Genomic DNA, 20,448 nt, shown 5'->3' with positions numbered 1-20,448 from the left:
CTCCTCTTTGGCCTGCCCCCGGCGCCCCTCGCGTGGGCAGGTACCGATCATCCAGTGACGCGGCAACAGTGTGGTTAACCAAAGGTGGCCTTGATCGCTTCCATCAAGCCCTGCTGCACGTCCTGGTCGTCCGACAGTGGCTCGACGAGGGTGGCGCAGGCGGCATCGAGGATCGGCATGCCGGCGTTGATCAGCGTGGCGCAGTAGACCAGCAGGCGCGTGGAGACGCCCTCCTCCAAGTCTTGCCCCTTCATGGCGCGCAGGCTAGCGGCCAGGTTGACCAGCGCGGCACAGCGATCGAACGCCAGGCCGCTCTCGCGGGCGACGATCTCGCACTCCACCTTGGGCGGCGGGAAATCGAACGACATCGCCACGAAGCGTTGGCGGGTGCTTGGCTTGAGCGACTTGAGGATGTGCTGGTAGCCGGGGTTGTAGGAGACCACCAGCATGAAATCGTCGGGTGCCTCGAGCAGCTCGCCGGTGCGTTCCAGCGGCAGCAGCCGGCGGTCGTCGGTCAGCGGGTGCAGCACCACGGTAACGTCCTTGCGCGCCTCGACCACCTCGTCGAGGTAGCAGATGCCGCCCTCGCGCACGGCGCGGGTCAGCGGACCGTCGACCCAGCGTGTCTCGCCGCCCTGCAGCAGGTAGCGGCCGGTGAGGTCGGCGGCGGTCAGGTCGTCATGACATGACACGGTGAACAGCGGCCGGCCGAGCTTCGCCGCCATGTGGCTGACGAAGCGCGTCTTGCCGCAGCCAGTCGGTCCCTTGAGCAGCAGCGGCAGGCGCTGCTGGTAGGCCTGCTCGAACAGGGCGCACTCGTTGCCGACCGGCTCGTAGTAGGGCAGCTCCTGCTCGAACTTTTGAGCGGAAGCGGTAGCGATATGGGACATGGGCGTCACTCCTGGGGAAGGCTCGATGGGGCGCCTGTGCGCCCCATCGAGCGTCGGTCACTCGGTAGCGGCCAGCGGCCGGCTGGAAGCGGGCACTTGCTCGCGTGCGGGACCGAAGAACGAGTAGATCAGCATCACCGCGGCGATGGTCACGGCCACGCCGGTACCCAGGCGCATGATGAAGAACAGGTCGAGCTGGCTCTGCACCTGCATGTAGTTCATGCCCAGCACCCGCTGCAGGTGCGTCTGCACCACACCGGCGAAGGTCAGGGTGAAGGTCATGAAGCACATGGCCGAGGTCATGATCCAGAAGCCCCACATGTTCAGCACCTGGTTGTACGGCTGGCTGCGACGGATCTGCGGCATGGCGTAGGTGATCACACCGAGGATCAGCATCACGTAGGCGCCGTAGAAGGCCAGGTGGCCGTGCGCGGCGGTAAGCTGGGTGCCGTGGGTGTAGTAGTTGATGAACGACAGGGTGTGCATGAAGCCCCACACGCCGGCACCGAAGAAGGCGATGGTCGGGCAGCCCAGTGCCCACAGCATGGCCGCCTTGTTGGGATGGTTACGGCTGCCCTTCCAGAACATGTAGAAGGCGAACACCACCATGGCGAAGAACGGGATCACCTCGAGCGTCGAAAAGATGCTGCCGATGGGCTGCCAGTAGCTCGGCGCGCCGATCCAGTAGTAGTGGTGACCGGTGCCCAGCAGGCCGGAGAACAGCGACAGCCCGACGATGACGTAGAGCCACTTCTCGATGACCTCGCGGTCGACGCCGGACATCTTGATCAGCAGGTAGCCGAGCAGCGAGGCCATGATCAGCTCCCACACGCCCTCGACCCACAGGTGCACGACCCACCACCAGTAGAGCTTGTCCACCGCCAGGTTGGAGGGGTTGTAAAAGGCGAACAGCCAGAATACCGCCGCCAGCCACAGGCCCAGCATCAGCACCAGGTTGATCGCCGTCTTACGCCCCTTGAGCAGGGTCATGCTGGTGTTGAACAGGAAGATCAGGTACGAGATGGTGATCAGCACCTTGATCCAGAACGGCTGCTCGAGGAATTCGCGTCCCTCGTGGATGCCGAACTGGTAGCCGACCAGGGCCGCCGCGCCGGCGAAGGCGAAAATCGCCAGCTGCAGGTAGGCCAGGCCGGGGCTGTGGATCTCCTGCTCGGCCTCTTCCGGCATCAGGTAGTAGGTGCAGCCCATGAAGCCGATCAACAGCCACACGATCAGCAAGTTGGTATGGCTGACGCGCATGATGTTGAACGGCATCAACTCGGCCAGGAAGTGGGGGGACACATAGACGGTCGCCGCCAGCAGACCGAAGACGATCTGCAGAGCGAACAGGGCCATGGCCACGGCGAAGAATGGCAGGGCCACCTTCTGGGTTTCGTATTTCATCGTATTCGTTCTCCTTGCCTCAACCCGGATTCACCGCATCAGCCGGCGGGGTGCGGGGGCCAGTTCTGGTCGTCGATGGAATCGGTCCACTCGAGGAAATCGATCAGGGCGGTCATCTCCTCGTCGGTCAGGTCGAAGTACGGCATCTGGCGACGCCCCGGTGCTCCGGTCGGCTGGGCGCGCATCCAGGCAGTTATGGCCATGCGTGCGCCCTCCGGGTTGGTGTGGCCGCCGTAGCGCTCCCATACGTTGGCCAGTTCGGGAGCGAAGTAGGCGCCCTCACCCATGATGCTGTGGCAGTTGATGCACATGTTCTCTTCCCACACGTGCTTGCCGAGTTCGACGGACTCGGTGAGCCCCCCTTTGTCGGTGGACTTGGTCACCATGTACCAGTGGCTGTGCGCCGTCAGTGCGGTGAACAACAGGAAGAAGAACAGCGAACCGCCATAGAAGATATTGCGGGCCGCCGCCTTGGTGAGGCCTTCGGTCATGGCCATCCCCCCTTGCTAGTTGTGGCTTGCCTACGGGACCTGCAGCCGGGGCCGGCGTGTCCCACCTTTAAAGATGCATCCGTAATGCATGTTTAGATTAGCAGCTCCGAGCGGAGCCAGACATTGACGCCGGTCAATGTGCTGATGAAGAGGCACGAAAGCGGCGAAATGAGTGGGTTTGAACAGCCTGCGTCCGAATGTCGCACGTCGGGCCAACGCGCCCGCCGTGCGGAGAAAGGCTCATGGACAGGCTCCGCTCCCTAGCGTCTGTCGGTGATGTCCTCGATCCAGGTCAAGGCCGCCACCCCGGCCGGCAGCCCCAGGGTGGGGATCGCCAGCATGGCCACCTGCTTGAGCGCCTCGGGCTCGATGCCCTCCTCCAGGGCGCGACGCATGTGCGAGTGCACGGCCCCCTCGGAGCCGCCTCCGATGGACAGCGCCAGCTTGACCAGGCGCCGCGTGCGGGCATCCAGCGGACCGGCCTCGGCGCACGCCTTGCCCAGCGAGGCGTAGGCGCGCCACACCTCGGGGTAGTCGTCGGCCACCTTGCCGGCACCGGAGGGAAGATCATGATGTGACATGCTACCGTCCTCATTCTTATGACTGAGTTTCCCTTGTGCGACTCAGTATAGAAGGTCGTTCCGGTAGGAAAAGGTGCGTCGAGTTATAGACACTGCCTAGTTCGGCAAAAAGAACAGCGCCTCCTTGGTCACGGCAGCCCCCAGCATGTAGCAGAAGACCACCACCGCGGCCAAGGCCGCCAGGCCACGGGTCATGGGCGTACGACCGCGCTTGATCGCCACCGTGCCGAGCAGGATGTAGCCGAGCAGCGCCAGCAGCTTGGCGGCGAGCCACGGGTGCTGCTGCGGCCACAGCGAGAGCATGACCATCAGCGTGAGACCGAGCACCAGCAGCAGGGTGTCATTGACGTGGGGCAGGATCCTGACCCAACGCCGCTGGAGCAGCGTGACCTCGCGCACCGACCACCAGGCGCGTACGAGGAAGAAGGTAATGCTCAGCACCGCGGTGGTCATGTGCAGGTGCTTGATCAGGGCGTAGTGTTCGATCATCGACTGGCTCCGTCTATCCCTCCTGCCCGTCCACACGGGCACGCAATAGCGGCAGCGTATAGTGAAACAGGAAGATGAGATAGGCGATGCACCAGAACAGGATGCTCAGGTTGTAGACCCAGTGGGTGATCTGTGGGAAGGCGGCGAGCACCGGCGAGCGCAACAGGGCGGCGGCGAACATCAGGCCCAGCCCCACGCCGATGCCCGGCAGGGTGCGAATGGTACGCCCGGTATGGCCGAGCGACACCCGCGCCATCATCGCCAGCATCATGGAGCCGATGCCGCCGATGGCCAGGGCGTGCACCGCCAGTTCGACGCGAAACGCCCCCAGCAGCGCCATGGCCCACATCGCCAGGCCGACCGGCACGAAGGCATAGCTCAGGTGGAGCCCCCATAGCAGCGGCTCGTGCAGCGTGCGGTGCCCTTCCCAGCGCGCCAGGCGCATTACACCTGCCACCGCGGCCACCAGCATCGCCGCCGCATGTAGCGCCTCGGGCACCGCCACGCCGCCCAGCGTCAGCAGCTGCAGCAGCACCACCGCCAGCAACGACCCCAGGGTCAGCTTCTCCAGCGACGGAATCGGCGCCGGCTGCGGCCGCCCCAGCTTGCGCGAGGTGAAGAAGGGAATCACCCGGCCGCCCAGCAGCACCATCAGCACGGCGATCAGCAGCACGGCCAGGTAGGCGCCCTCGCGGATCAGCTCGAGCTTGCCCTGGGCAACGCCCACATGCATCGCCAGGTTGGCCGTGGCCAGCAGCAGCAGCACTGGCACGAACATCAGGTTGCGCCACAGCTTCGCTGCCAGTACCAGGCGCGCCATGATCAGCGCGGCCAGCGGCAGGAACGCCAGGTCGACGCTCGCCAGCAGCCATGCCGGCAGGCCAGAGGGGTACGCCAGCAGCAGCCGCGCCGCCAGCCACAGCGCCACCAGGCCGAGCAGAGGGGCGCCGCTGATGCTCCTGCGACCGGTCCAGTTCTGCACCGCAGTGAGCAGGAAGCCGGCCACCACGGCGGCGCCGAAGCCGAACAGCATCTCGTGCTGGTGCCACCACATCAGCCCGCCGTGGGGCCGCAGCAGGATGTCGCCGTGCCAGAACGCGAACCACACCACCATCGCCAGCACGCTGAACAGCGACGCCAGCAGGAAGAAGGGACGGAAGGCCAGCCGCGCGATGGGCAGGCTGGACGGGCATTGATAACGGAGCGCAGAAAGGAGAGGCATGAGGCAATATCCGACATGAACGCTAGGACATTGCCAATTGTGCGCCCATCGACGCCTCACTGTCATGACCGGCATCAAGAAGCTGCATGTGCATAGCGCAAGGTTGAGAGCTCATGGGCCATGGGCGAATGAGATTGGGTAGTGCCGTGTCGTAGTCCGCTACGAAACAAAGCTGAAAAATGCCTCACTAGAGGAAAAAATTGATGCTCGTCAACATAGCCAACTCCAAGCTCGGTAGATTAACAACGCTCAAAGACGTTATGGAACCGGCAGCTCAAGACTTTGGAGAACCCGCCTCATGACAGCGCCCCTATTCGCCTTACCTCGCTGCGACAGTGACACTCTTCCCCAGAGCCAGCTTCTAAGACTTTACCAACACGAGCTCCACGAACTCGGCCGTTATCGCAAGCTTGCGCTAGGATTTCTTCCTGGCCGGCAAGACATCAGCCTGGTGATGGCCTTGTTCGGTATCGAATGCGAGGAGCGGTTAGACACGCTTCGTCACCTGCTCAGCCAAATGATGCCACACGCCGAAAGGAAAATTTTCACGCGCCAAAGAGCCGTAGGACCGATGGATACCTTCCCCAGCCAGTTCTTTGTCAATGAGGACGAGGGGGTCAGGCGCCTCCTGACGCAGGCGCTCCTCGATACGCAAGCGTCCTTTCGCTTCTATGAAGACCAGCTCCGCTTCTGCTGCACCAACGAGATACGAAAGTCACTCCATCGGTTCATTGAGCAGAACCGAGTGGCACAGCGTATTAAGGAAGAATTGCTTGCCTAAGCCTGGGCTTCGCTCATCTTCAGCAAGCGCGCCCGGCATAACGCTCCAATCCCACCAAGTTGTGCCGGGCCCAGGCCATTGCCTGGAGACGACTGTGCACCCCAATCTTACGGTAGACGTTATACAAGTGCGTCTTGACCGTATGCTCGCTGACGAAGAGTATGTCGGCAATCTCTCTGTTCGAAGCGCCCGAGGCCAGCTGAGCGATCACATCCAGCTCTCGGTGAGACAGGCCCATTGGGGGTTGGTAAGAGCCCAGCCGGTGATCGCGATAACTGGTGATCAAGCGCGACATCAGCGAACGCGACATCCAGAGCCCCCCATCCAGGAGTATCTCCAATCCACGGCAAATCTGCTCCAGCGAGTCCCTGCGGTAAAAGCAGCCCGTCAAGTTGTAATTGAAGAAAAAATTAATAGCATGCTCATCGTCACGGAGATTCAGCATTGCCATGGCCACGCCTTCACTGGAAGTCGCCTGGTCCTGACACTGCTTGAGCGTACTGCCATCAATGTGGTCGGCATCGAGCAAAACAAGCACATCAGCAATGTTTTCTTGTACTAGCTCTTCCTTATCTACAATGCGCACAGAACAGTTAAGGTGGTCCGCCACATAGTGGTTAAACAGCTGGCTCTGTGGACTTGCATCCGTGACAATAAAGATGCCACTGAGCTTGTCATCCATCATTCTCGTCCCCCTGCATCCAAGCCTGCTTCTGTTTCTTATACTTTTTTTCAAAATATCCAAGAATGGAACAAAAATAAACTTGTCCAAATGGACAACAGCCCGCCTCAGCACAATTAATGGCTGGTGCCCTCTTCGTACTGGGTCTTGTTCCACACGTTGTACTTGCCCGAGGGCTTGTTCATCGGCATGCGCCCCAGCTCCTCCAGGGTGTTGGCGTCGAGCCACAGCAGGTAGCCGTCGTTGTCCCAGATGCTTAGCAGTAGGGTCTCGCCGCGGCGGTCGAACTCGACGTGGGCGGCGGTCTTGCCCGGCTCGGGAATCAGCGTCTCGACGATCTCCAGGGTCCGCTTGTCGATCACGTGGATGCGGTCGTGGTTGGGGCCGAAGAAGACGTCGACCCAGGCATAGGGTGAGTTGGCGTGGCTGCGCATGAAGAAGCCGGGGCCGTCGGTCGCGATCTCGCTGACCAGCGACCAGTCGCTCATGTCGAACACCGAGACCTGGCCGCGGTCGATGTGCGGTATCGCCATCACCCGGCGGCCATCCAGCTCCCAGGTGATACCGGCGCCGAGATGCGGCATGCCCTCCAACGGCAGGTCGGCGACCTTGGCTTCGCTGTCCAGGTCGAACACCTGCCCACCCTGTCCGCCACGCGCCGCCCCCACCAGGTAGCGGTAACCGGGGTCGAAGAAGAAGTCATCGAGGTAGTCCGGCGCCGCCATGCGGTGCAGGGCGAAGTCACCGACCAGCGCCTCGTCGCCTGCGGCCCGCTCCTCGGGCCAACGGATCTCCCACACCTCGGGGATGTCCTTGAGCGCGACGACGAAACTGTTGCGCGGCGGCGCGGTGTAGACGGCGCTGACCCGCGAGGTGTCGCCGTCGAGCCCCTCCACCGGAATGCTGGCGATCAGTTCGAGGTTGCGCGCATCGAGCAGCACCAGCGAATGAGGCAAGTAATTGCCGGCCAGCACGTAATTGCCATCGGCGGAAACGGCGATGTTGCGCATGTTGATGCCGGCGCGCACCTCGGCGGTGACCTCGAGGTTGTAGATGTCGTACTTGGTCACCCAGCCATCGCGGGAACCGAAGTAGACGTAGCGGCCATCCGGCGAGTACTTGGGCCCGCCGTGCAGGGCGTAGCGGCTGGGGAAGCGGGCGATGCGCTCGAAGCGGTCGCCGTCGAGTAGGCTGACGTGGTGGTCGCCGATCTCGACTACGACGAACAAATTCTTGAGATCCTCCACCTCGAACACCGGCTCGTCGGGCAGCGTCCCGTGGTAGTGGTTGACCACGTGGCTGGCCAGGATGTCCGCATCGCTCCAGCTCGGTTCGACCTCGGGCCGCGCGTAGATCCACTCGGCCAGGGCGCCGACCTCGGCCTCGCCGAGCATCTCGCCGAAGGCCGGCATCTGCGTGGCGAGGCGGCCACCGCGGATCACCTCGACGGCCTCGGCCGGCTTCAGCCGTGAGAGGTTGTCGGGCAGCAGTGCGGGGCCGATGCCGCCCAGCCGATCGACACCGTGGCAGGCGGCGCAGTGCTGATGGTAGAGCATGGTGGGGTCCGGCGCATCGGCCTGCGCCAGCGACGAAACGGGCAGTGCCAGGCCCAGCAGAACGGCGAATAGCGGCAGTATGCGCCTCATACGGCCAGCCTCCGGCCATCCATCGGTGTCACGCCGTGGCGTGCCATCGTCGTCATTCCGGGCCCCAGGGTGTCGGCCAGGCGCACCACCTCGCCCACCACGATCAGCGTCGGCGGCTTGAGCGCCTCGCGCTCGATCGCCTCCTCCAGCTCACCCAGGGTGGACAGCACGTGGCGCTGCCCAGGCGTCGTGCCGCGCTCCACCAGGGCCACCGGATGGTCCGCCGGCAGGCCGTGGCGCTGCAGCTCGGTGCTGATCAACGCGGCATTGGCCAGGCCCATGTAGAACACCGCCGTGTGGTGCGGCACCGCCAGCGCGGCCCAGTCCAGCGCCAGTTCACCGTCGGCCTTGGCGTGGCCGGTGACGAAGGTGACGCTCTGGGCATGATCGCGGTGGGTGAGCGGAAACCCGGCGTAGCTCGAGCAGCCCGAGGCCGAAGTGATGCCCGGTACCACGCGAAAGCCGACGCCGCAGGCGACCAGGTGCTCGGCCTCCTCGCCGCCGCGGCCGAAGATGTAAGGGTCGCCACCCTTGAGGCGCAGCACCCGCTTGCCCTCGAGGGCCAGCTCGACCAGCAGGGCGTTGGTTTGCTCCTGGGGCAGCGAGTGATGGCTCGAGGCCTTGCCCACGTAGTAGCGCACCGCCTCGGGGCGGGCCAGAGCCAATACCTCCTCGGACACCAGGCGGTCGAACACCAGGCAATCGGCCTGCTGCAGCAGCGACAGCGCGCGCAGGGTCAGCAGGCCCGGATCGCCCGGGCCGGCACCGACGATGGCGACTTCGCCGGGGGCCAGCGGCGCCTCGTCGTGGGCGAAACTGAGGTATCGCGAATGGCGGTGTGTGGTCATGGTCGGCCTCTCCCCGAAGCGTCAACGCGGTCTTGGCATTCGTTTTCTTGTGCAGGGTTGCAGGGTTCGTTCGTCGGCTCTGTTCGTGTCAGAGCTCAATGGCCTGGATGGCATCGAACGGGGCGGCCACGCGGCGCTGCCGACTCGGCTCGACGCCGATCTCCGCGTTGCTGAGGTAGCAGCCGGGATCCTCCTCCCAGGGGTCGCCGGTCACCTTCCAAGCCCGCACCCGGGTATTGCCGTTGCAGATGGAAAGAAAGCAACACTCCGCGCAGCGCCCCTTGAGCGGACGCGGACGCTGGCGGAAGCCCTGCATCAGCGCATCCTGGCTGTCGCGCCAGATCTCGGAGAAGGGGCGCTGGCGCACGTTGCCGAGGTCGTGGTCCCACCAGAAGGTGTCCGGGTGCACCGTGCCCAGGTTGTCGATGTTGGCGATGTGCTCCCCCGAGGCGTTGCCACCCCAGTCGAGCAGGCGCCGCTCCAGCGCCTCGGCCCGGTCGGGGAAATGCTCGCGGGCCCACATCAGCAGGAAGGGACCGTCGGCGTCGTTGTTGCCGGTAACGTACTCGCGCTCGACGCCGCGCTCGAGTTCGTCACGGCAGTGGTCGAACAGCCGCGTCATGGCGTCGCGGGTCATCCGGTACCAGGCGTCCTGCTTGCGGTGGCGGTGTCCGCGCCCGCCGTAGTTGAGGTGCGAGAGGTAGAACTTGTCGACGTCGTGCTCCTCGATCAGCGCCAGGATGGCATCGAGCTGCTCGTAGTTCTGCTGGGTCAGGGTGAAGCGCAGCCCCACCTTGATGCCGTGCTGCTTGCACAGCTTCACCGCATGCATCGACTCGCGAAACGCGCCCTTTCGGCGGCGGAACTCGTCATGGGTGGCCTCGAGGCCGTCGATGCTGATGCCCACGTAGTCGTAACCGCACTCGGCGATGCGCGCGATGTTGCGCTCGTCGATCAGGGTGCCGTTGGTGGAGAGCCCGGTGTAGATGCCGAGTTCGCGGGCGCGCCGGGAGATCTCGAAGATGTCGGGCCGCATCAGCGGCTCGCCGCCGGAGAGGATCAGCGCCGGCACGCGGAAGCGCTTGAGGTCGTCGAGGACGGTGAAGACCTCGTCGGTGGAAAGTTCGCCCTGGAAGTCGACGTCCGCCGACACCGTGTAGCAGTGCTTGCAGGTCAGGTTGCAGCGTCGGATCAGGTTCCAGATCACCACCGGCCCGGGGGGCTTGGCGGCCGGCCCCGCGGTGGCGTGATCGGGGATCGCGGGCTCGAGCAGCGACTTGACGTAGCGGGTGACGCGAAACATGCAAACCTCCTCTGGCGCTGAGCGAACCTCAGCGCGGCGGGCCGGGTCGGCGGACGAGCCGCAGGCCGGTCTTCTTGAGAATGCGCGTGCTGTACAGGATGCGGTAGTCGCGGCAGGCCTCGCCGAGCCGCTCGTGCAGCGCCTCGGCCTGGCGCTCGACCTCGTCGCGCGTGTGCCCATGCAGCATGACGAACAGGTTGTAGGGCCAGTCGGGCAGGTGGCGCGGCCGGCGGTAGCAGTGGCTGACCCCCGGAACGGCGGCCACCTCGCGCCCGAGCCGGTCGATGCGAGCGTCGTCGACGTCCCACACGCTCATGCCGTTGGCCATGTAGCCCAGGCGGTAGTGGTTGGGCACCGCGGCAATACGGCGAATCACGCCGCTGTCGATCATGCGCTGCATGCGCGCGCGCACCTCGTTGCCGGCCAGGCCCAACGGGCTGCCCACCGCGCCCCAGGGGTCCGGTACCAGCGGCAGGCCGGCCTGAGTGGCCAGCACGATGGCGCGATCGAGCTCATCCAGGCCATCCGAGTCCGCGGCGACGGCAGGCGGCTCAGACGGGCAGGTGGAGTCGGACATGGAATTCCTCCTGCTTGGGCATGTTGAACACCGCAAGGCCGGTGGCGGCTTCGATCGCCGCGATCACCTCGCCGATGCGCTGCGGCGTCTCGGTGGCCAGCACGAACCACATGTTGAGGCGGTGCTCGCGGCGGTAGTTGTGGGCGACCTCGGGGAAGGCGTTGACCGCCGCGATGACTCGCTCGTAATCGGCTTCCGGCACCGCCAGCGCCGCCAGGGTCAGGCCGCCGCCCAGGCGCTCGGCGTGGTACATGGGCCCGAAGCGGCTGAGTACTCCGGCTTCGAGCAGCCGCTCGAGGCGATAGAGCAGCTCCCCCTCGGAGAGCGCCAGCTCGGCGGCGACGAAGGCGTAGGGCCGCTCGCACAGCGGCAGGCCCTCCTGCAGGCGGTTGACGATGCGCCGGTCGGCGTCGTCGAGTTCGGCCGGCTCCGGCCGGGAGACGCGCTCGCCGCTCATGGCTCTTCCTCGTGGGTGTAGCGGCCGCCGCACTGCTTGTAGGCCTTGTGGCTGAACAGCACGCGGCGGGGGATGCCCTGCAGGCCGTGGCGCCCTACGATCTCGTCGAGCGCCGCCAGCACCCGCTCGCGGTGGCTGCCGTGGATCATGCAGAACAGGTTGTAGGGCCACTCGGGCGGCTGGCGACGACGGCGGTAGCAGAGCGTCACCGCGGGCTCCGCGGCCAGCCGCCGGCCCACTTCGCTCACGTGCTCGTCGGGCAGGTCCCACACCACCATGGCGTTGGCGCGAATGCCCAGGGCATGATGGCGCACCACCAGCCCCAAGCGCTTGATCATCCCCTGCTGCTGCCAGCGCTCGACCCAGGCCAGCACCTCGCCTTCGCTCATGCCGCACTGCTCGGCGAGCGCGCGCCAGGGGCGCTCGGTCAGCGGCAGGCCGCGCTCCAGCAGCGCACGTAGGCGCAGCGACGCCGTCCTGGCCTGGGGGGGAAGGAGATGCGACGAGAGCCGCGTCATGGCGCCTCCAGCTCGTCCCAGGGGATCGGGAAGCCAAGGTCGATGTGGTAACCCTCGACCATCGGCAGGCGCAGCAGCGGCCGGCCGAGCTCCTCCTCCAGCGCCTCCAGGCGTGCCTCGAGCTGGTTCTCGTCGGCGGCCGTCATCACGAACCAGAGGTTGAAGTCGTGTTCTCTCGCATAGTTGTGATTGACCCCGGGGGAGCGATTGATCGCCGTCGCCACCGCGTCACGCTCGGCCTCGGGCACGGAAACGGCCGCCAGCAGGCTGGCCCCGGCGCGGGCGTGGTCGAACACCGGCCCCACGCGGCTCAGCACTTCGTCCTGCTGGAGCGCATGAAGGCGCGCCAGCACCTCCGCTTCGCTCACGCCCAGACGCTCGGCCATGACGGCGAAGGGCCGCGGGCATAGCGGCAGGTCGCGCTGGAAGGCATCGATGAGGCGTCGGTCGAGTGCATCGAGTTCGGCCATGGGCAGGTACCGGGCGGACGATGGAGACATGATCTTAAGCGGTATCTTACATGCCACATCAGGCCAGAACGCCGCCATCGGCCATGCCGTTGACGCAAGTCAAAAGACCCGAGCGACTTGCCGAGAGCTTGATGACGGTCAAGGCGGGCCCTTTTCCGGGGCGGGACACTGCGGCGACGGCCCGCTCCCTGCCTGACCCACCGCCACGCTGCGAGGTGCTGCATGACATCGCCGGTCCTGAGGTCGCTGCTCTTCACCACCCTGGCCCTGCCGGCCCTGGCCGGCGCCGACGCGCTCGGCCCCGAGCGCCGGGCCGAGCTCGAGACCCTGCTCTACCAGGACTGCGGCTCCTGCCACGGCATGACCCTGCGCGGCGGGCTGGGCCCGGCGCTGCCCCGCGATCGCATGCAGGGCTTCAGCCCCGAGGCGCTCACGCACATCATCCGCCACGGCATTCCCGGCAGCGCCATGCCGAGCTGGAAGGCCCTGCTCAGCGAGGCGGAGGCACGCTGGATCGCCGATCACCTGCGCACCGACAACCGCCTGGAAACGCTGCAACGCGACTGACCCTGGAGATCGCCATGCCCCTTTCGCTCCCCATGACGCGCCTGCTCGCCGCCGCTGGCCTGGCCCTGTTCACCACCGGCCCGGCTGCCGCCGAGACCGCCACGGGCAGCGAGCTGCGTGGCACCGGCGACCTCGGCGTGGTGATCGAGCGCGCCAGCGGCAGCGTGGCGCTGGTCGACACCACCCGCCGCGAGGTGCTGCGCCACGTCGGCGGCTTCGGCGACCTCTCCCACGCCTCGGTGAAATTCAGCCGCGATGCCAGGTACGCCTTCGTCTTCGGCCGCGACGGCGGACTGACCAAGCTCGACCTGCTGACCGGGGAGATCGCCGGGCGCGTCATCCAGTCGGGCAACAGCATCGGCGGCGCCATCTCGCAGGACGGCCGCTTCGTGGCGGTGGGCAACTACGAGCCTGGCGGCGTGAAGGTGTTCGACAGCGAGACGCTGGCGCTGGTGGCCGACGTGCCGGCCGACTACGAGAAGGCCGACGGCAGCATCGCCCAGGCCAAGGTGGTGGGCGTGGTCGACGCGCCCGGCAACCGCTTCGTCTTCAGCCTGTTCGAGGCCGGTGAGATCTGGACCCTGGACATGAGCGGCGACGAGCCGGTGCTCGACAAGCACCGAGACGTGGGCCAGGAGCCGTACGACGCCCTGATTAGCGGCAACGGGCGCTACTATATCGCCGGGCTGTTCGGCGAGGACGGCATGGCCCTGCTCGACCTGTGGCATCCCGAAAAGGGCGTGGAGCGCATCCTGCCCGGCTACGGCCGCGGCGAGGAGCGCCTGCCGGTCTACAAGATGCCGCACCTGGAGGGCTGGGCGATGGCCGGCGACCTGGCCTTCTTCCCCGCGGTGGGGCGCCACGAGGTGCTGGTGGCCGACAGCGACAACTGGTCGCTGGTCGGACGCATCCCGGTGCAGGGCCAGCCGATCTTCGTCATGAGCCGCCCCGACGAGCGCCAGGTGTGGGTCACCTTCGCCCACCCCGACAACGGCCGGGTGCAGGTGATCGACACCCAGACCCTGGAGGTGATCGAGACCCTCGAGCCGGGGGAATCGATCCTGCACAAGGAGTTCACCCCGCGCGGCGAGCACATCTGGATCTCGGCGCGGGACAGCAACCAGGTGGTGGTCTACGACACCCGCACCTTCGAGGAGCTGGCCAGACTGCCGGCCGAATCACCCAGCGGGATCTTCTTTACCCATCGGGCCCACCAGATCGGGCTATGAACGATGCCGATCGGCCGGCCACAGAGGACCGGCCGATGATTCAGCGCGTCACCCTGATGGGCACCGATGAGTAACCACCAGCGGGAAATCTGGCCCGAACCGCCGGTTTGTCGGCTATCAAGGCCAGGTGGAGGGTACCGGCGAGAAGCGCCTCCATGATCAGGCGCAGTTCCATACGTGCCAGCGGCGCGCCGGGGCAGACATGGATGCCGGCACCGTAGAGCAGGTTGGTCTGGGGGTCCCGATCCAACCGAAGCTCATCCGGATCGCCAAAGACCGCCTCGTCTCTGTTCGCCGAGCCCCACAGAATCGTCAGTCGCTCCCCGGCGGGTATCTGCCGCCCGCCAATCTCTACCGGCTGCCTGGTCACGCGCCGATTGGATATCAGCGGTGCATCCAACCTTAAGATCTCGTCGATGGCCGTCGGTAACAGCTCCGGCTCTCCGCGCAGCCTGGCCTGCAACGTTGAATGCTCAGCCAGGTAGCGCACCAGTATTCCCACACTTGCAGCGATTGTACCCAACTCACCCACCGTCCAGTTGCGAATGATACTGACGATCTCTTCATCAGCGAGCGGTCGGCCCTGTACCGTCTCGTTCATGATGCATGAGGTGACATCATCCGGCGCAGCCTCACCGGCCGTCCGACGCTCAGCCAGCAGGTCGCGAATCACGCTATCGAACTCCAACGCCAACTCACCCAGAGCCTGGCGATCACCTGCCAGGGTTGCCGCTTGCTGGCACTCCACCCAGTCACGCAATGGTTCATGCAGGCTCTCGGGCCAACCCATGTAGGCACACTGGATCTCCAAGGCGAAGTTCTGCCCCAGCTCGGCCATTGCCTCGATCTCACCCGTTTGCGGCAGCCGTGCCACCACGCGCTTGGCGATTTCTCGACAGTACGGCTCGAACGCCGCCATCGCCTCAGGGAGAAAATAAGGCTCGATGAGCTGCCGAAAATGCGTGTGCTCGGGCGGGTCCATGGCATTGGGCACGGAGAGATGGTGACTGGCAGCGTTGCTGAAGGTTTCGTGATCCAAGAGCACTCGCATTACATCTTCGTGGCGAAACAGCGACCACTGCAGGTAATCGCTGTAGGCCACCGGGCAGCGGCGGCGCATGCTATCATAGGCGGTTATTTGATCTTCAAGCACTGACTCGGCGCGGGGGTCCCAATCCTGACGTTGGCTGTCATTCATACTCTCTCCTCAATACAAGCAACGGACCATGTACCGGTATCGTCAGCACGCTCTGCGGCACATGAAAACGAAACGTGATTTCAGCACGATGCCCTAAACTGACTCCGACCAGCCGGGCAGTTGGAACTCCTCCTGCAAGTGACGCAACTCCGGCTGATGCTCGCTGGCAACCTGTTCGACGATCAGCGCCCCCTTCGGCAGCAGGTGCACTTCGCTGCGCCGCCGGTCGTTGCGTCCGGGGCTTCGCTGCACCAGGCCGAGCTGCTCGCAGCGATCGACCAGCATCACGGTGCCGTGATGCTTGGCCTGGAGCCGTTCGGCGAGCTCCCCCACCGTGGCCCACTCCCGCCCCGTAAACCCCTTCAGGTGCAGCAGCAGCTGATACTGCAGCGAGGTGAGGCCATGCTGCTGGCAAATATCTTCGCTGACCCGCAAGAAACAGCGCAGCTGGTGGCGAAAGTGGGAAAGCCGCTCGAAATCCTGCTTGGTCAAAGGGCTGGATACCGCTTCAGATGAATCATGCTCGGACATCGAGCCGCTCTCCTGACAGGTGAGTCTTGACATATTGCGATTTGGCGCATAAACAATATCATAGCATGATATAAAAATCTCGACTGGGGTGTCCGCCATGAATCTCGCGATAATTCTGCAGCTCCCCTTCACCCGCGCAGGCGGCTGGCAGCAACTGCGTCAAGGACGCCCCTCCATTCCGAAGTTGGTCTGGCTGGTGGTATTGCCCATGTCACTGCTTCCCCCCGTGCTGCTCTATTACGCCGGCACGCACTATGGTGACACCTTCATTGCTGGGTTCGGTGAGCGTCCATGGCGTTACATCACCACGATCCTGTTTCTCGCCGAGCTGCTCACTTTCTTCGTAATGGGATGGCTGATTCATGCGGTGGTCAATAGCGATGACATGTCAATCGATTACCACGACGCTTACTTGCTTGCGGCCCTGGCGCCGTTGCCGCTGTGGTCCGCCTCGCTGGCCCTGCTGATTCCTAGCGTGCTGCTCAACACGCTGGTGGCAATCGTGGCCCTGGGGATTTCCTGCAGCCTGATTTACCACGGCCTGCAGGCCCTGTGCCATCGCGAGGATAGCGATGTCGTGGCAATGTCTGCGACCTATACCGTCATGGCTGGCGGTGTTCTGGCCTGGGGACTGCTGATGGCCATAGTCTGGGCGTACTGATTCCTCTTCAGCGAATGAGCAGCACTGCATGTAACAACGACACGGCATAACACTGGCAAAGGCAAAACCATGAACATTTCCCTGATTCTGCAGCTTCCCTTCACGCAAGAGGGAGGCTGGCAGCAACTGCGACGCGAGCGCCCTTCTCTCAATGCCTTGATCCTGCGCGTGGTACTGCCGCTGTCGCTGCTGCCGCCGGTCATGCTGCACTACGCCATCTACCGGCATGGCGATGCCCTGCTGCCCGGCCTGGCCGATCGCCCCTGGGCAATTATCGCGCCGGCCCTCTTCACCGCCGAGCTGCTCACCTTCCTGGTGATGGGCTGGCTGATCCACGGCGTGGCGCGCGCCCACCGCCTGCGGCTGAGCCACCGCGACGCCTACTTCCTCGCCGCCATGGCGCCGCTGCCGCTGTGGTTCTCCTCGCTGACGCTGTTCGTCCCCGACATGGTGTTCATCATCTGTGGCGTGCTGCTGGCGATGATGCTGTCGTGCGGGCTGGTCTACCACGGCCTGCAGGCGCTCGCCGAGCGCGAGGAGGACGATGTCATGGTGATGTCGGCCACCTACACGGTGATGGCCTTCGGGCTGATGGCGTGGGGAATACTGTTGGCGCTGGTCTGGGCGCTGTAGCTTGCCCATGCTGGACACGCCGTGGGTGGCCAGCTCTGGGCTCGGACGTCATGCGGCTCTCGTTCTGCGGCCTATCTGGGCCACATCAGGCCCACTGCGAGTGCTCTGGCTTCAGTACATCTCGAGGCGTGCGAAGTCACGTGTTTGCAGGCGGGCTTCTGCATCCTGCTGCTCGGCCAGCTGTTCGAACAGCTCAGCTTCCTCAGGTATGGAAGCCAATTCGGCACGCAACCGGTACATGTCCTTGAGCGTCTGGTGGGCGGTCATCACGTTAGCGAGGAGGTCGTGGGTATCGCGACAGCCCAGGCAGCGAGGTATCCGCTCCAGCACGTCAGGATGACCGAATTCCTGGCTGTCGATTAGCCAGGTCGTGAGCAATCCTTCGCGGCCATCCTCAAGATAGGCCAACATGCCACTCGACATGCGCTTCTCACGATCTGCAAGGAACGCAAGTGCCATCCTCATCCGCTCATCCTGTTGTACTTCAGCCAGTTGGGCGTACTGCTCCCCCAGCCGAGCATGAAAATCGCGTATCCAGACGAGCAGATCCTTGACTTGGCGAAAAGCCATGAGAATTGCCTCCTGCCACAGTTTGCGGCGCATTAAGGAGTGTCAGGTTCCATGTTTCAGCAGCATGGCCTTGATGTGACCGATCGCCTTCAACGGGTTTAGCCCCTTGGGGCACACCCAGGTGCAGTTGGCGATCTGTCGACAGCGGAACACGCTGAAGGGGTCATCGAGGTCGGCCAGGCGATCGCTGGTTGCGGTATCTCGGCTATCGATCAGAAAGCGGTAGGCTTGCAACAACCCCGCAGGACCGATGTACTTATCCGGGTTCCACCACCAGGACGGACAGGCCGAGCTGCAACAGGCGCAGAGAATGCATTCATAGAGCCCGTCGAGTTTCTCGCGCTCCTCGGGGCTCTGCAGGCGTTCCCGGGCGATGGGTGGCTCGTCGTTGATCAACCAGGGGCGAATCTTCTCGAACTGGCGCATGAACTGTGCTTGATCGACTACCAGGTCGCGGATGACCGGCATACCGGGCAAGGGACGCAAGATCAGGATATCGGTGCCGTTCAGTGCCTCGGCGACCGGCGTAATACAGGCCAGGCCATTCTTGCCGTTGATGTTCATGCCATCCGAGCCGCACACCCCCTCACGACAGGAGCGTCGATAGGTCAGAGTCGTGTCCTGATGCTTCAGGTATTCGAGCACATCAAGCACCATCGCTAAGCGGAATCGCTCCTCGACCTCATAGGTTTCCATACGCGGCGCCGCGTCGTGTTCGGGATGGTAGCGATAGAGCCGGACGCTAAACATGGCGGTTTTCCCTGCCGACAGGTGGACGCATCTCAATAGGTGAGATGTAGGCGATGTCGGGCATTGATGCGCAGTATGTACCCGAGCTTCACCAGTGTAGGTCCGAGAATGATCAGTACGTGAGCCAGAACTTGAGCGATCAGCGACAGGCGGCCGTCGATGAGGTAGCCTCCCGTCACACCGACACCCAGCAATACCAGCCCTAGAAGCAGTAAAGCATTCCCCAGGGCATGGGCACATTGGGGGTCATCAAAGTATCGCCGCATATCACTCCTCCTCGTTCCTCTTCCAGGCGTCAACCTTCACACCCCTTACGAACAAAAGAAGCATCTCACATACTCCTTATAGCATAGCCGCCACGCCTCGTCGAATAACCCGGCAAGAGTATTCCCAGTGTCGCCAGCCGAAGCGGCAAGAGCACGTAAAACCTCATGATATTGATGACCGCCTGTGGCCTTAGCGGTAGGGATCAAGTTCGAAAACCTCCCGGATCACTTGGCATCACTGCCCTGATCGTGATCAAGGTTTGGGGTGAAGCGTCTGTAAAGCCTTGCTGGAGGTAGTCGAAGGGCGTCGCCAAGGGCCGCTCTACACGCGTTATGCCAGAATCCACCCTATACGCTCTGGAGGAGACGCTAGCTGCTCTGGAGGATGCCGAGGCAGCCTGGTCGTTCTCTTCGGGCATGAGAGCCATCAGCGACCTGCTGTTGACTCATGGGCAGCGCGGCATCGTCTGCCTCGGCGAGGTCTATGGAGGCACCTTGCCGGGTGCATTGACTGCGACATCAGCCGGTTACAGCTCCTTGATCACTTGTTAAATTTACTTCGGCGATTTCGACGATTAGGTCCTTCCCGGGATTTACCATGGTCATCACTGACCGAGGAGAATTCACCCAGCACATTGCGAATCTGCTCCAAAGTGGGTCGTTCACCTCGCGGCCTTTCTTCAAGCGCTGCGCGCATCCTAGCGAGATGCTCCGGAGTCGTACCACAGCAGCCACCAATTATTTTGGCTCCCGCGTCCCGCGCCAGAACCGCATAATCGGCCATGAGCTCAGGAGTCCCACTATAGCGAATATGTCCATCGAAGTATTCCGGTATGCCAGCATTTCCTTTAGCAATAATTGGGACTGCATTACCTTGAGACGTAAAGTTCAGGACCGTGCGCATCAAATCCGATGCCCCAACGCCGCAGTTCGCTCCAAACGCTACTGGCATGTTAGGCATCTGACCAACCGTCTCCATCGCGCTCTGAGCGGTCACACCCATCATGGTTCTCCCAGCCGTATCAAAGCTCATCGTCCCACACCAAGGCATACTGGCCAGTTTAAAGGCATCGCTCGCAGCCTGAAGTTCTTCAATTGATGACATGGTCTCCAGCCACAATACGTCGGCACCACCTTCCTTGAGGCCTTCAGCCTGCTCATGAAAGATCTCCACTGCCAACTCATGAGTTAGCGAGCCCAAGGGAGACATTATTTCACCCGTTGGCCCCACAGAACCTGCAACAACGATGGGGCGCGGATAGCGGTCTGCTACATCTCGTGCGATGGCGGCGGACAGTCGAGATAATTCGCGAGCTCGGTGTTGTGATCCATGTAGCCTAAGCCGTGCGGCATTACTACCAAAAGAATTAGTCAGAAAAATATCGCTGCCGGCTTCCAAGGCTAGAGTATACATTCGAGCAATTCTCCGAGGGTAGAGCTCATTCCACAATTCCGGTGCTTCGCCAGACGTCAAACCCATGTCGAACAGGTTGGTCCCCGTAGCCCCATCTGCCAGCAACCAATCGCGAGACGTCAAAATTTGCTCGAGCTTATTACAGCTAGCCATATCAATCTTTCCCTTAGCTTAGATCCACCAACAACGCTGTAGAAGCGCTTCTTTAATGCATGCACTTCTGCACATATTTCGTATCGTAATTCACGCACTGACACTACCAAGAAAGTC

General features: G+C 63.5%; 26 protein-coding genes. 6 read left to right on the top strand and 20 right to left on the bottom strand.

What is annotated here, in order from left to right; all coding sequences use genetic code 11:
• Positions 1 to 74 precede the first annotated feature (74 nt).
• From HNO51_RS01145 to HNO51_RS01120, 6 genes are all read right to left on the bottom strand, one after another.
• On the bottom strand, positions 75 to 890 hold the full coding sequence (locus tag HNO51_RS01145) for a CbbQ/NirQ/NorQ/GpvN family protein (protein WP_197449253.1): 816 nt from the start codon (positions 888 to 890) through the stop codon (positions 75 to 77).
• A 57-nt stretch (positions 891 to 947) separates the two neighbouring features.
• Positions 948 to 2,294 (bottom strand): cbb3-type cytochrome c oxidase subunit I, encoded by a 1,347-nt coding sequence (locus HNO51_RS01140; RefSeq protein WP_197449252.1) that lies wholly within the window; start codon positions 2,292 to 2,294, stop codon positions 948 to 950.
• Between the two features lie 38 nt (positions 2,295 to 2,332).
• On the bottom strand, positions 2,333 to 2,785 hold the full coding sequence (locus HNO51_RS01135; RefSeq protein WP_197449251.1) for a c-type cytochrome: 453 nt from the start codon (positions 2,783 to 2,785) through the stop codon (positions 2,333 to 2,335).
• A 260-nt stretch (positions 2,786 to 3,045) separates the two neighbouring features.
• Positions 3,046 to 3,366 (bottom strand): carboxymuconolactone decarboxylase family protein, encoded by a 321-nt coding sequence (locus HNO51_RS01130; RefSeq protein WP_197449250.1) that lies wholly within the window; start codon positions 3,364 to 3,366, stop codon positions 3,046 to 3,048.
• A gap of 96 nt (positions 3,367 to 3,462) precedes the next feature.
• Positions 3,463 to 3,855, bottom strand: a complete 393-nt coding sequence (locus HNO51_RS01125; RefSeq protein WP_197449249.1) for a SirB2 family protein — start codon at positions 3,853 to 3,855, stop codon at positions 3,463 to 3,465.
• A gap of 13 nt (positions 3,856 to 3,868) precedes the next feature.
• The gene (locus tag HNO51_RS01120) at positions 3,869 to 5,077 is read right to left on the bottom strand and encodes an NnrS family protein (RefSeq protein WP_209538276.1); all 1,209 of its coding nucleotides are present in this window, start codon (positions 5,075 to 5,077) and stop codon (positions 3,869 to 3,871) included.
• Between the two features lie 298 nt (positions 5,078 to 5,375).
• Between HNO51_RS01120 and HNO51_RS01115 the strand changes: the two genes are divergently transcribed.
• On the top strand, positions 5,376 to 5,858 hold the full coding sequence (locus HNO51_RS01115) for a hypothetical protein (protein ID WP_197449247.1): 483 nt from the start codon (positions 5,376 to 5,378) through the stop codon (positions 5,856 to 5,858).
• Positions 5,859 to 5,877: 19 nt separating this feature from the next.
• Here the strand turns inward: HNO51_RS01115 and HNO51_RS01110 are convergent, their stop codons facing one another.
• The 8 genes from HNO51_RS01110 to HNO51_RS01075 form a co-directional block, all read right to left on the bottom strand.
• Positions 5,878 to 6,543 (bottom strand): LuxR C-terminal-related transcriptional regulator, encoded by a 666-nt coding sequence (locus HNO51_RS01110; protein ID WP_242597175.1) that lies wholly within the window; start codon positions 6,541 to 6,543, stop codon positions 5,878 to 5,880.
• 113 nt (positions 6,544 to 6,656) lie between these two features.
• Entirely contained in the window at positions 6,657 to 8,186 is a 1,530-nt protein-coding gene (locus tag HNO51_RS01105; RefSeq protein ID WP_276571215.1) for a nitrite reductase, read from the bottom strand.
• Positions 8,183 to 9,034, bottom strand: coding sequence for a uroporphyrinogen-III C-methyltransferase (gene cobA / locus HNO51_RS01100; protein ID WP_209538275.1), 852 nt, complete (start codon positions 9,032 to 9,034; stop codon positions 8,183 to 8,185). The genes HNO51_RS01105 and cobA overlap by 4 nt, the downstream gene beginning before the upstream one ends.
• Positions 9,035 to 9,122: 88 nt before the next feature.
• A complete protein-coding gene (gene nirJ / locus HNO51_RS01095) occupies positions 9,123 to 10,337 on the bottom strand; it encodes a heme d1 biosynthesis radical SAM protein NirJ (protein ID WP_209538274.1) in 1,215 nt (404 codons plus the stop codon).
• Between the two features lie 28 nt (positions 10,338 to 10,365).
• The gene (ahbB, locus tag HNO51_RS01090; protein ID WP_197449244.1) at positions 10,366 to 10,914 is read right to left on the bottom strand and encodes a siroheme decarboxylase subunit beta; all 549 of its coding nucleotides are present in this window, start codon (positions 10,912 to 10,914) and stop codon (positions 10,366 to 10,368) included.
• A complete protein-coding gene (locus HNO51_RS01085; RefSeq protein ID WP_197449243.1) occupies positions 10,889 to 11,371 on the bottom strand; it encodes an Lrp/AsnC family transcriptional regulator in 483 nt (160 codons plus the stop codon). The genes ahbB (HNO51_RS01090) and HNO51_RS01085 overlap by 26 nt, the downstream gene beginning before the upstream one ends.
• The gene (gene ahbB / locus HNO51_RS01080) at positions 11,368 to 11,889 is read right to left on the bottom strand and encodes a siroheme decarboxylase subunit beta (protein WP_197449242.1); all 522 of its coding nucleotides are present in this window, start codon (positions 11,887 to 11,889) and stop codon (positions 11,368 to 11,370) included. Before ahbB (HNO51_RS01080) ends, HNO51_RS01085 begins: the two co-directional genes overlap by 4 nt.
• The gene (locus HNO51_RS01075; protein ID WP_234283658.1) at positions 11,886 to 12,389 is read right to left on the bottom strand and encodes an Lrp/AsnC family transcriptional regulator; all 504 of its coding nucleotides are present in this window, start codon (positions 12,387 to 12,389) and stop codon (positions 11,886 to 11,888) included. The genes ahbB (HNO51_RS01080) and HNO51_RS01075 overlap by 4 nt, the downstream gene beginning before the upstream one ends.
• 192 nt (positions 12,390 to 12,581) lie before the next feature.
• Between HNO51_RS01075 and HNO51_RS01070 the strand changes: the two genes are divergently transcribed.
• Positions 12,582 to 12,926 carry a c-type cytochrome gene (locus tag HNO51_RS01070; protein WP_197449241.1) on the top strand — a complete coding sequence of 115 codons (345 nt, stop codon included), beginning with the start codon at positions 12,582 to 12,584 and terminating at the stop codon, positions 12,924 to 12,926.
• 14 nt (positions 12,927 to 12,940) lie between these two features.
• Positions 12,941 to 14,155 (top strand): cytochrome D1 domain-containing protein, encoded by a 1,215-nt coding sequence (locus tag HNO51_RS01065; RefSeq protein ID WP_197449240.1) that lies wholly within the window; start codon positions 12,941 to 12,943, stop codon positions 14,153 to 14,155.
• A gap of 40 nt (positions 14,156 to 14,195) precedes the next feature.
• On the opposite strand, the gene HNO51_RS01060 is transcribed toward HNO51_RS01065, so the two are convergent.
• Positions 14,196 to 15,353: a cytochrome P450 gene (locus HNO51_RS01060; protein ID WP_209538273.1), complete on the bottom strand. Its 1,158-nt coding sequence runs from the start codon at positions 15,351 to 15,353 to the stop codon at positions 14,196 to 14,198.
• Between the two features lie 93 nt (positions 15,354 to 15,446).
• Complete coding sequence (locus HNO51_RS01055; protein WP_159548150.1) at positions 15,447 to 15,884, bottom strand: MarR family winged helix-turn-helix transcriptional regulator; 438 nt, start codon at positions 15,882 to 15,884, stop codon at positions 15,447 to 15,449.
• A gap of 97 nt (positions 15,885 to 15,981) precedes the next feature.
• Between HNO51_RS01055 and HNO51_RS01050 the strand changes: the two genes are divergently transcribed.
• Together HNO51_RS01050 and HNO51_RS01045 are read left to right on the top strand one after the other, a co-directional pair.
• The gene (locus tag HNO51_RS01050) at positions 15,982 to 16,545 is read left to right on the top strand and encodes a Yip1 family protein (protein WP_159548148.1); all 564 of its coding nucleotides are present in this window, start codon (positions 15,982 to 15,984) and stop codon (positions 16,543 to 16,545) included.
• 69 nt (positions 16,546 to 16,614) lie between these two features.
• A complete protein-coding gene (locus HNO51_RS01045) occupies positions 16,615 to 17,178 on the top strand; it encodes a YIP1 family protein (RefSeq protein WP_209538272.1) in 564 nt (187 codons plus the stop codon).
• 111 nt (positions 17,179 to 17,289) lie between these two features.
• Here the strand turns inward: HNO51_RS01045 and HNO51_RS01040 are convergent, their stop codons facing one another.
• Genes HNO51_RS01040 through HNO51_RS01030 form a run of 3 tightly spaced genes read right to left on the bottom strand, consistent with a single transcriptional unit; the run spans position 17,290 to position 18,764 of the window.
• Positions 17,290 to 17,748: a 2-hydroxyacyl-CoA dehydratase gene (locus HNO51_RS01040; protein WP_159548144.1), complete on the bottom strand. Its 459-nt coding sequence runs from the start codon at positions 17,746 to 17,748 to the stop codon at positions 17,290 to 17,292.
• A 42-nt stretch (positions 17,749 to 17,790) separates the two neighbouring features.
• The gene (locus tag HNO51_RS01035) at positions 17,791 to 18,498 is read right to left on the bottom strand and encodes a succinate dehydrogenase iron-sulfur subunit (protein WP_159548142.1); all 708 of its coding nucleotides are present in this window, start codon (positions 18,496 to 18,498) and stop codon (positions 17,791 to 17,793) included.
• 32 nt (positions 18,499 to 18,530) lie between these two features.
• Positions 18,531 to 18,764 carry a transmembrane sensor/regulator PpyR gene (locus HNO51_RS01030; protein WP_159548140.1) on the bottom strand — a complete coding sequence of 78 codons (234 nt, stop codon included), beginning with the start codon at positions 18,762 to 18,764 and terminating at the stop codon, positions 18,531 to 18,533.
• Positions 18,765 to 19,097: 333 nt separating this feature from the next.
• On the opposite strand from HNO51_RS01030, the gene HNO51_RS21230 reads away from it, so the two are divergent.
• Entirely contained in the window at positions 19,098 to 19,316 is a 219-nt protein-coding gene (locus tag HNO51_RS21230; RefSeq protein ID WP_197449236.1) for a PLP-dependent transferase, read from the top strand.
• Here the strand turns inward: HNO51_RS21230 and bmt are convergent.
• Positions 19,306 to 20,331, bottom strand: a complete 1,026-nt coding sequence (gene bmt / locus HNO51_RS01020) for a betaine--homocysteine S-methyltransferase (RefSeq protein ID WP_197449235.1) — start codon at positions 20,329 to 20,331, stop codon at positions 19,306 to 19,308. The two genes, HNO51_RS21230 and bmt, sit on opposite strands and share 11 nt — an antisense overlap.
• Between the last annotated feature and the right edge of the window lie 117 nt (positions 20,332 to 20,448).

It is taken from the genome of Billgrantia sulfidoxydans, assembly GCF_017868775.1.
GTDB classification, from domain to species: domain Bacteria; phylum Pseudomonadota; class Gammaproteobacteria; order Pseudomonadales; family Halomonadaceae; genus Halomonas; species Halomonas sulfidoxydans.
Note: the sequence above shows the minus strand (reverse complement) of the source record. Positions and strands in the feature narration are given on the sequence as shown.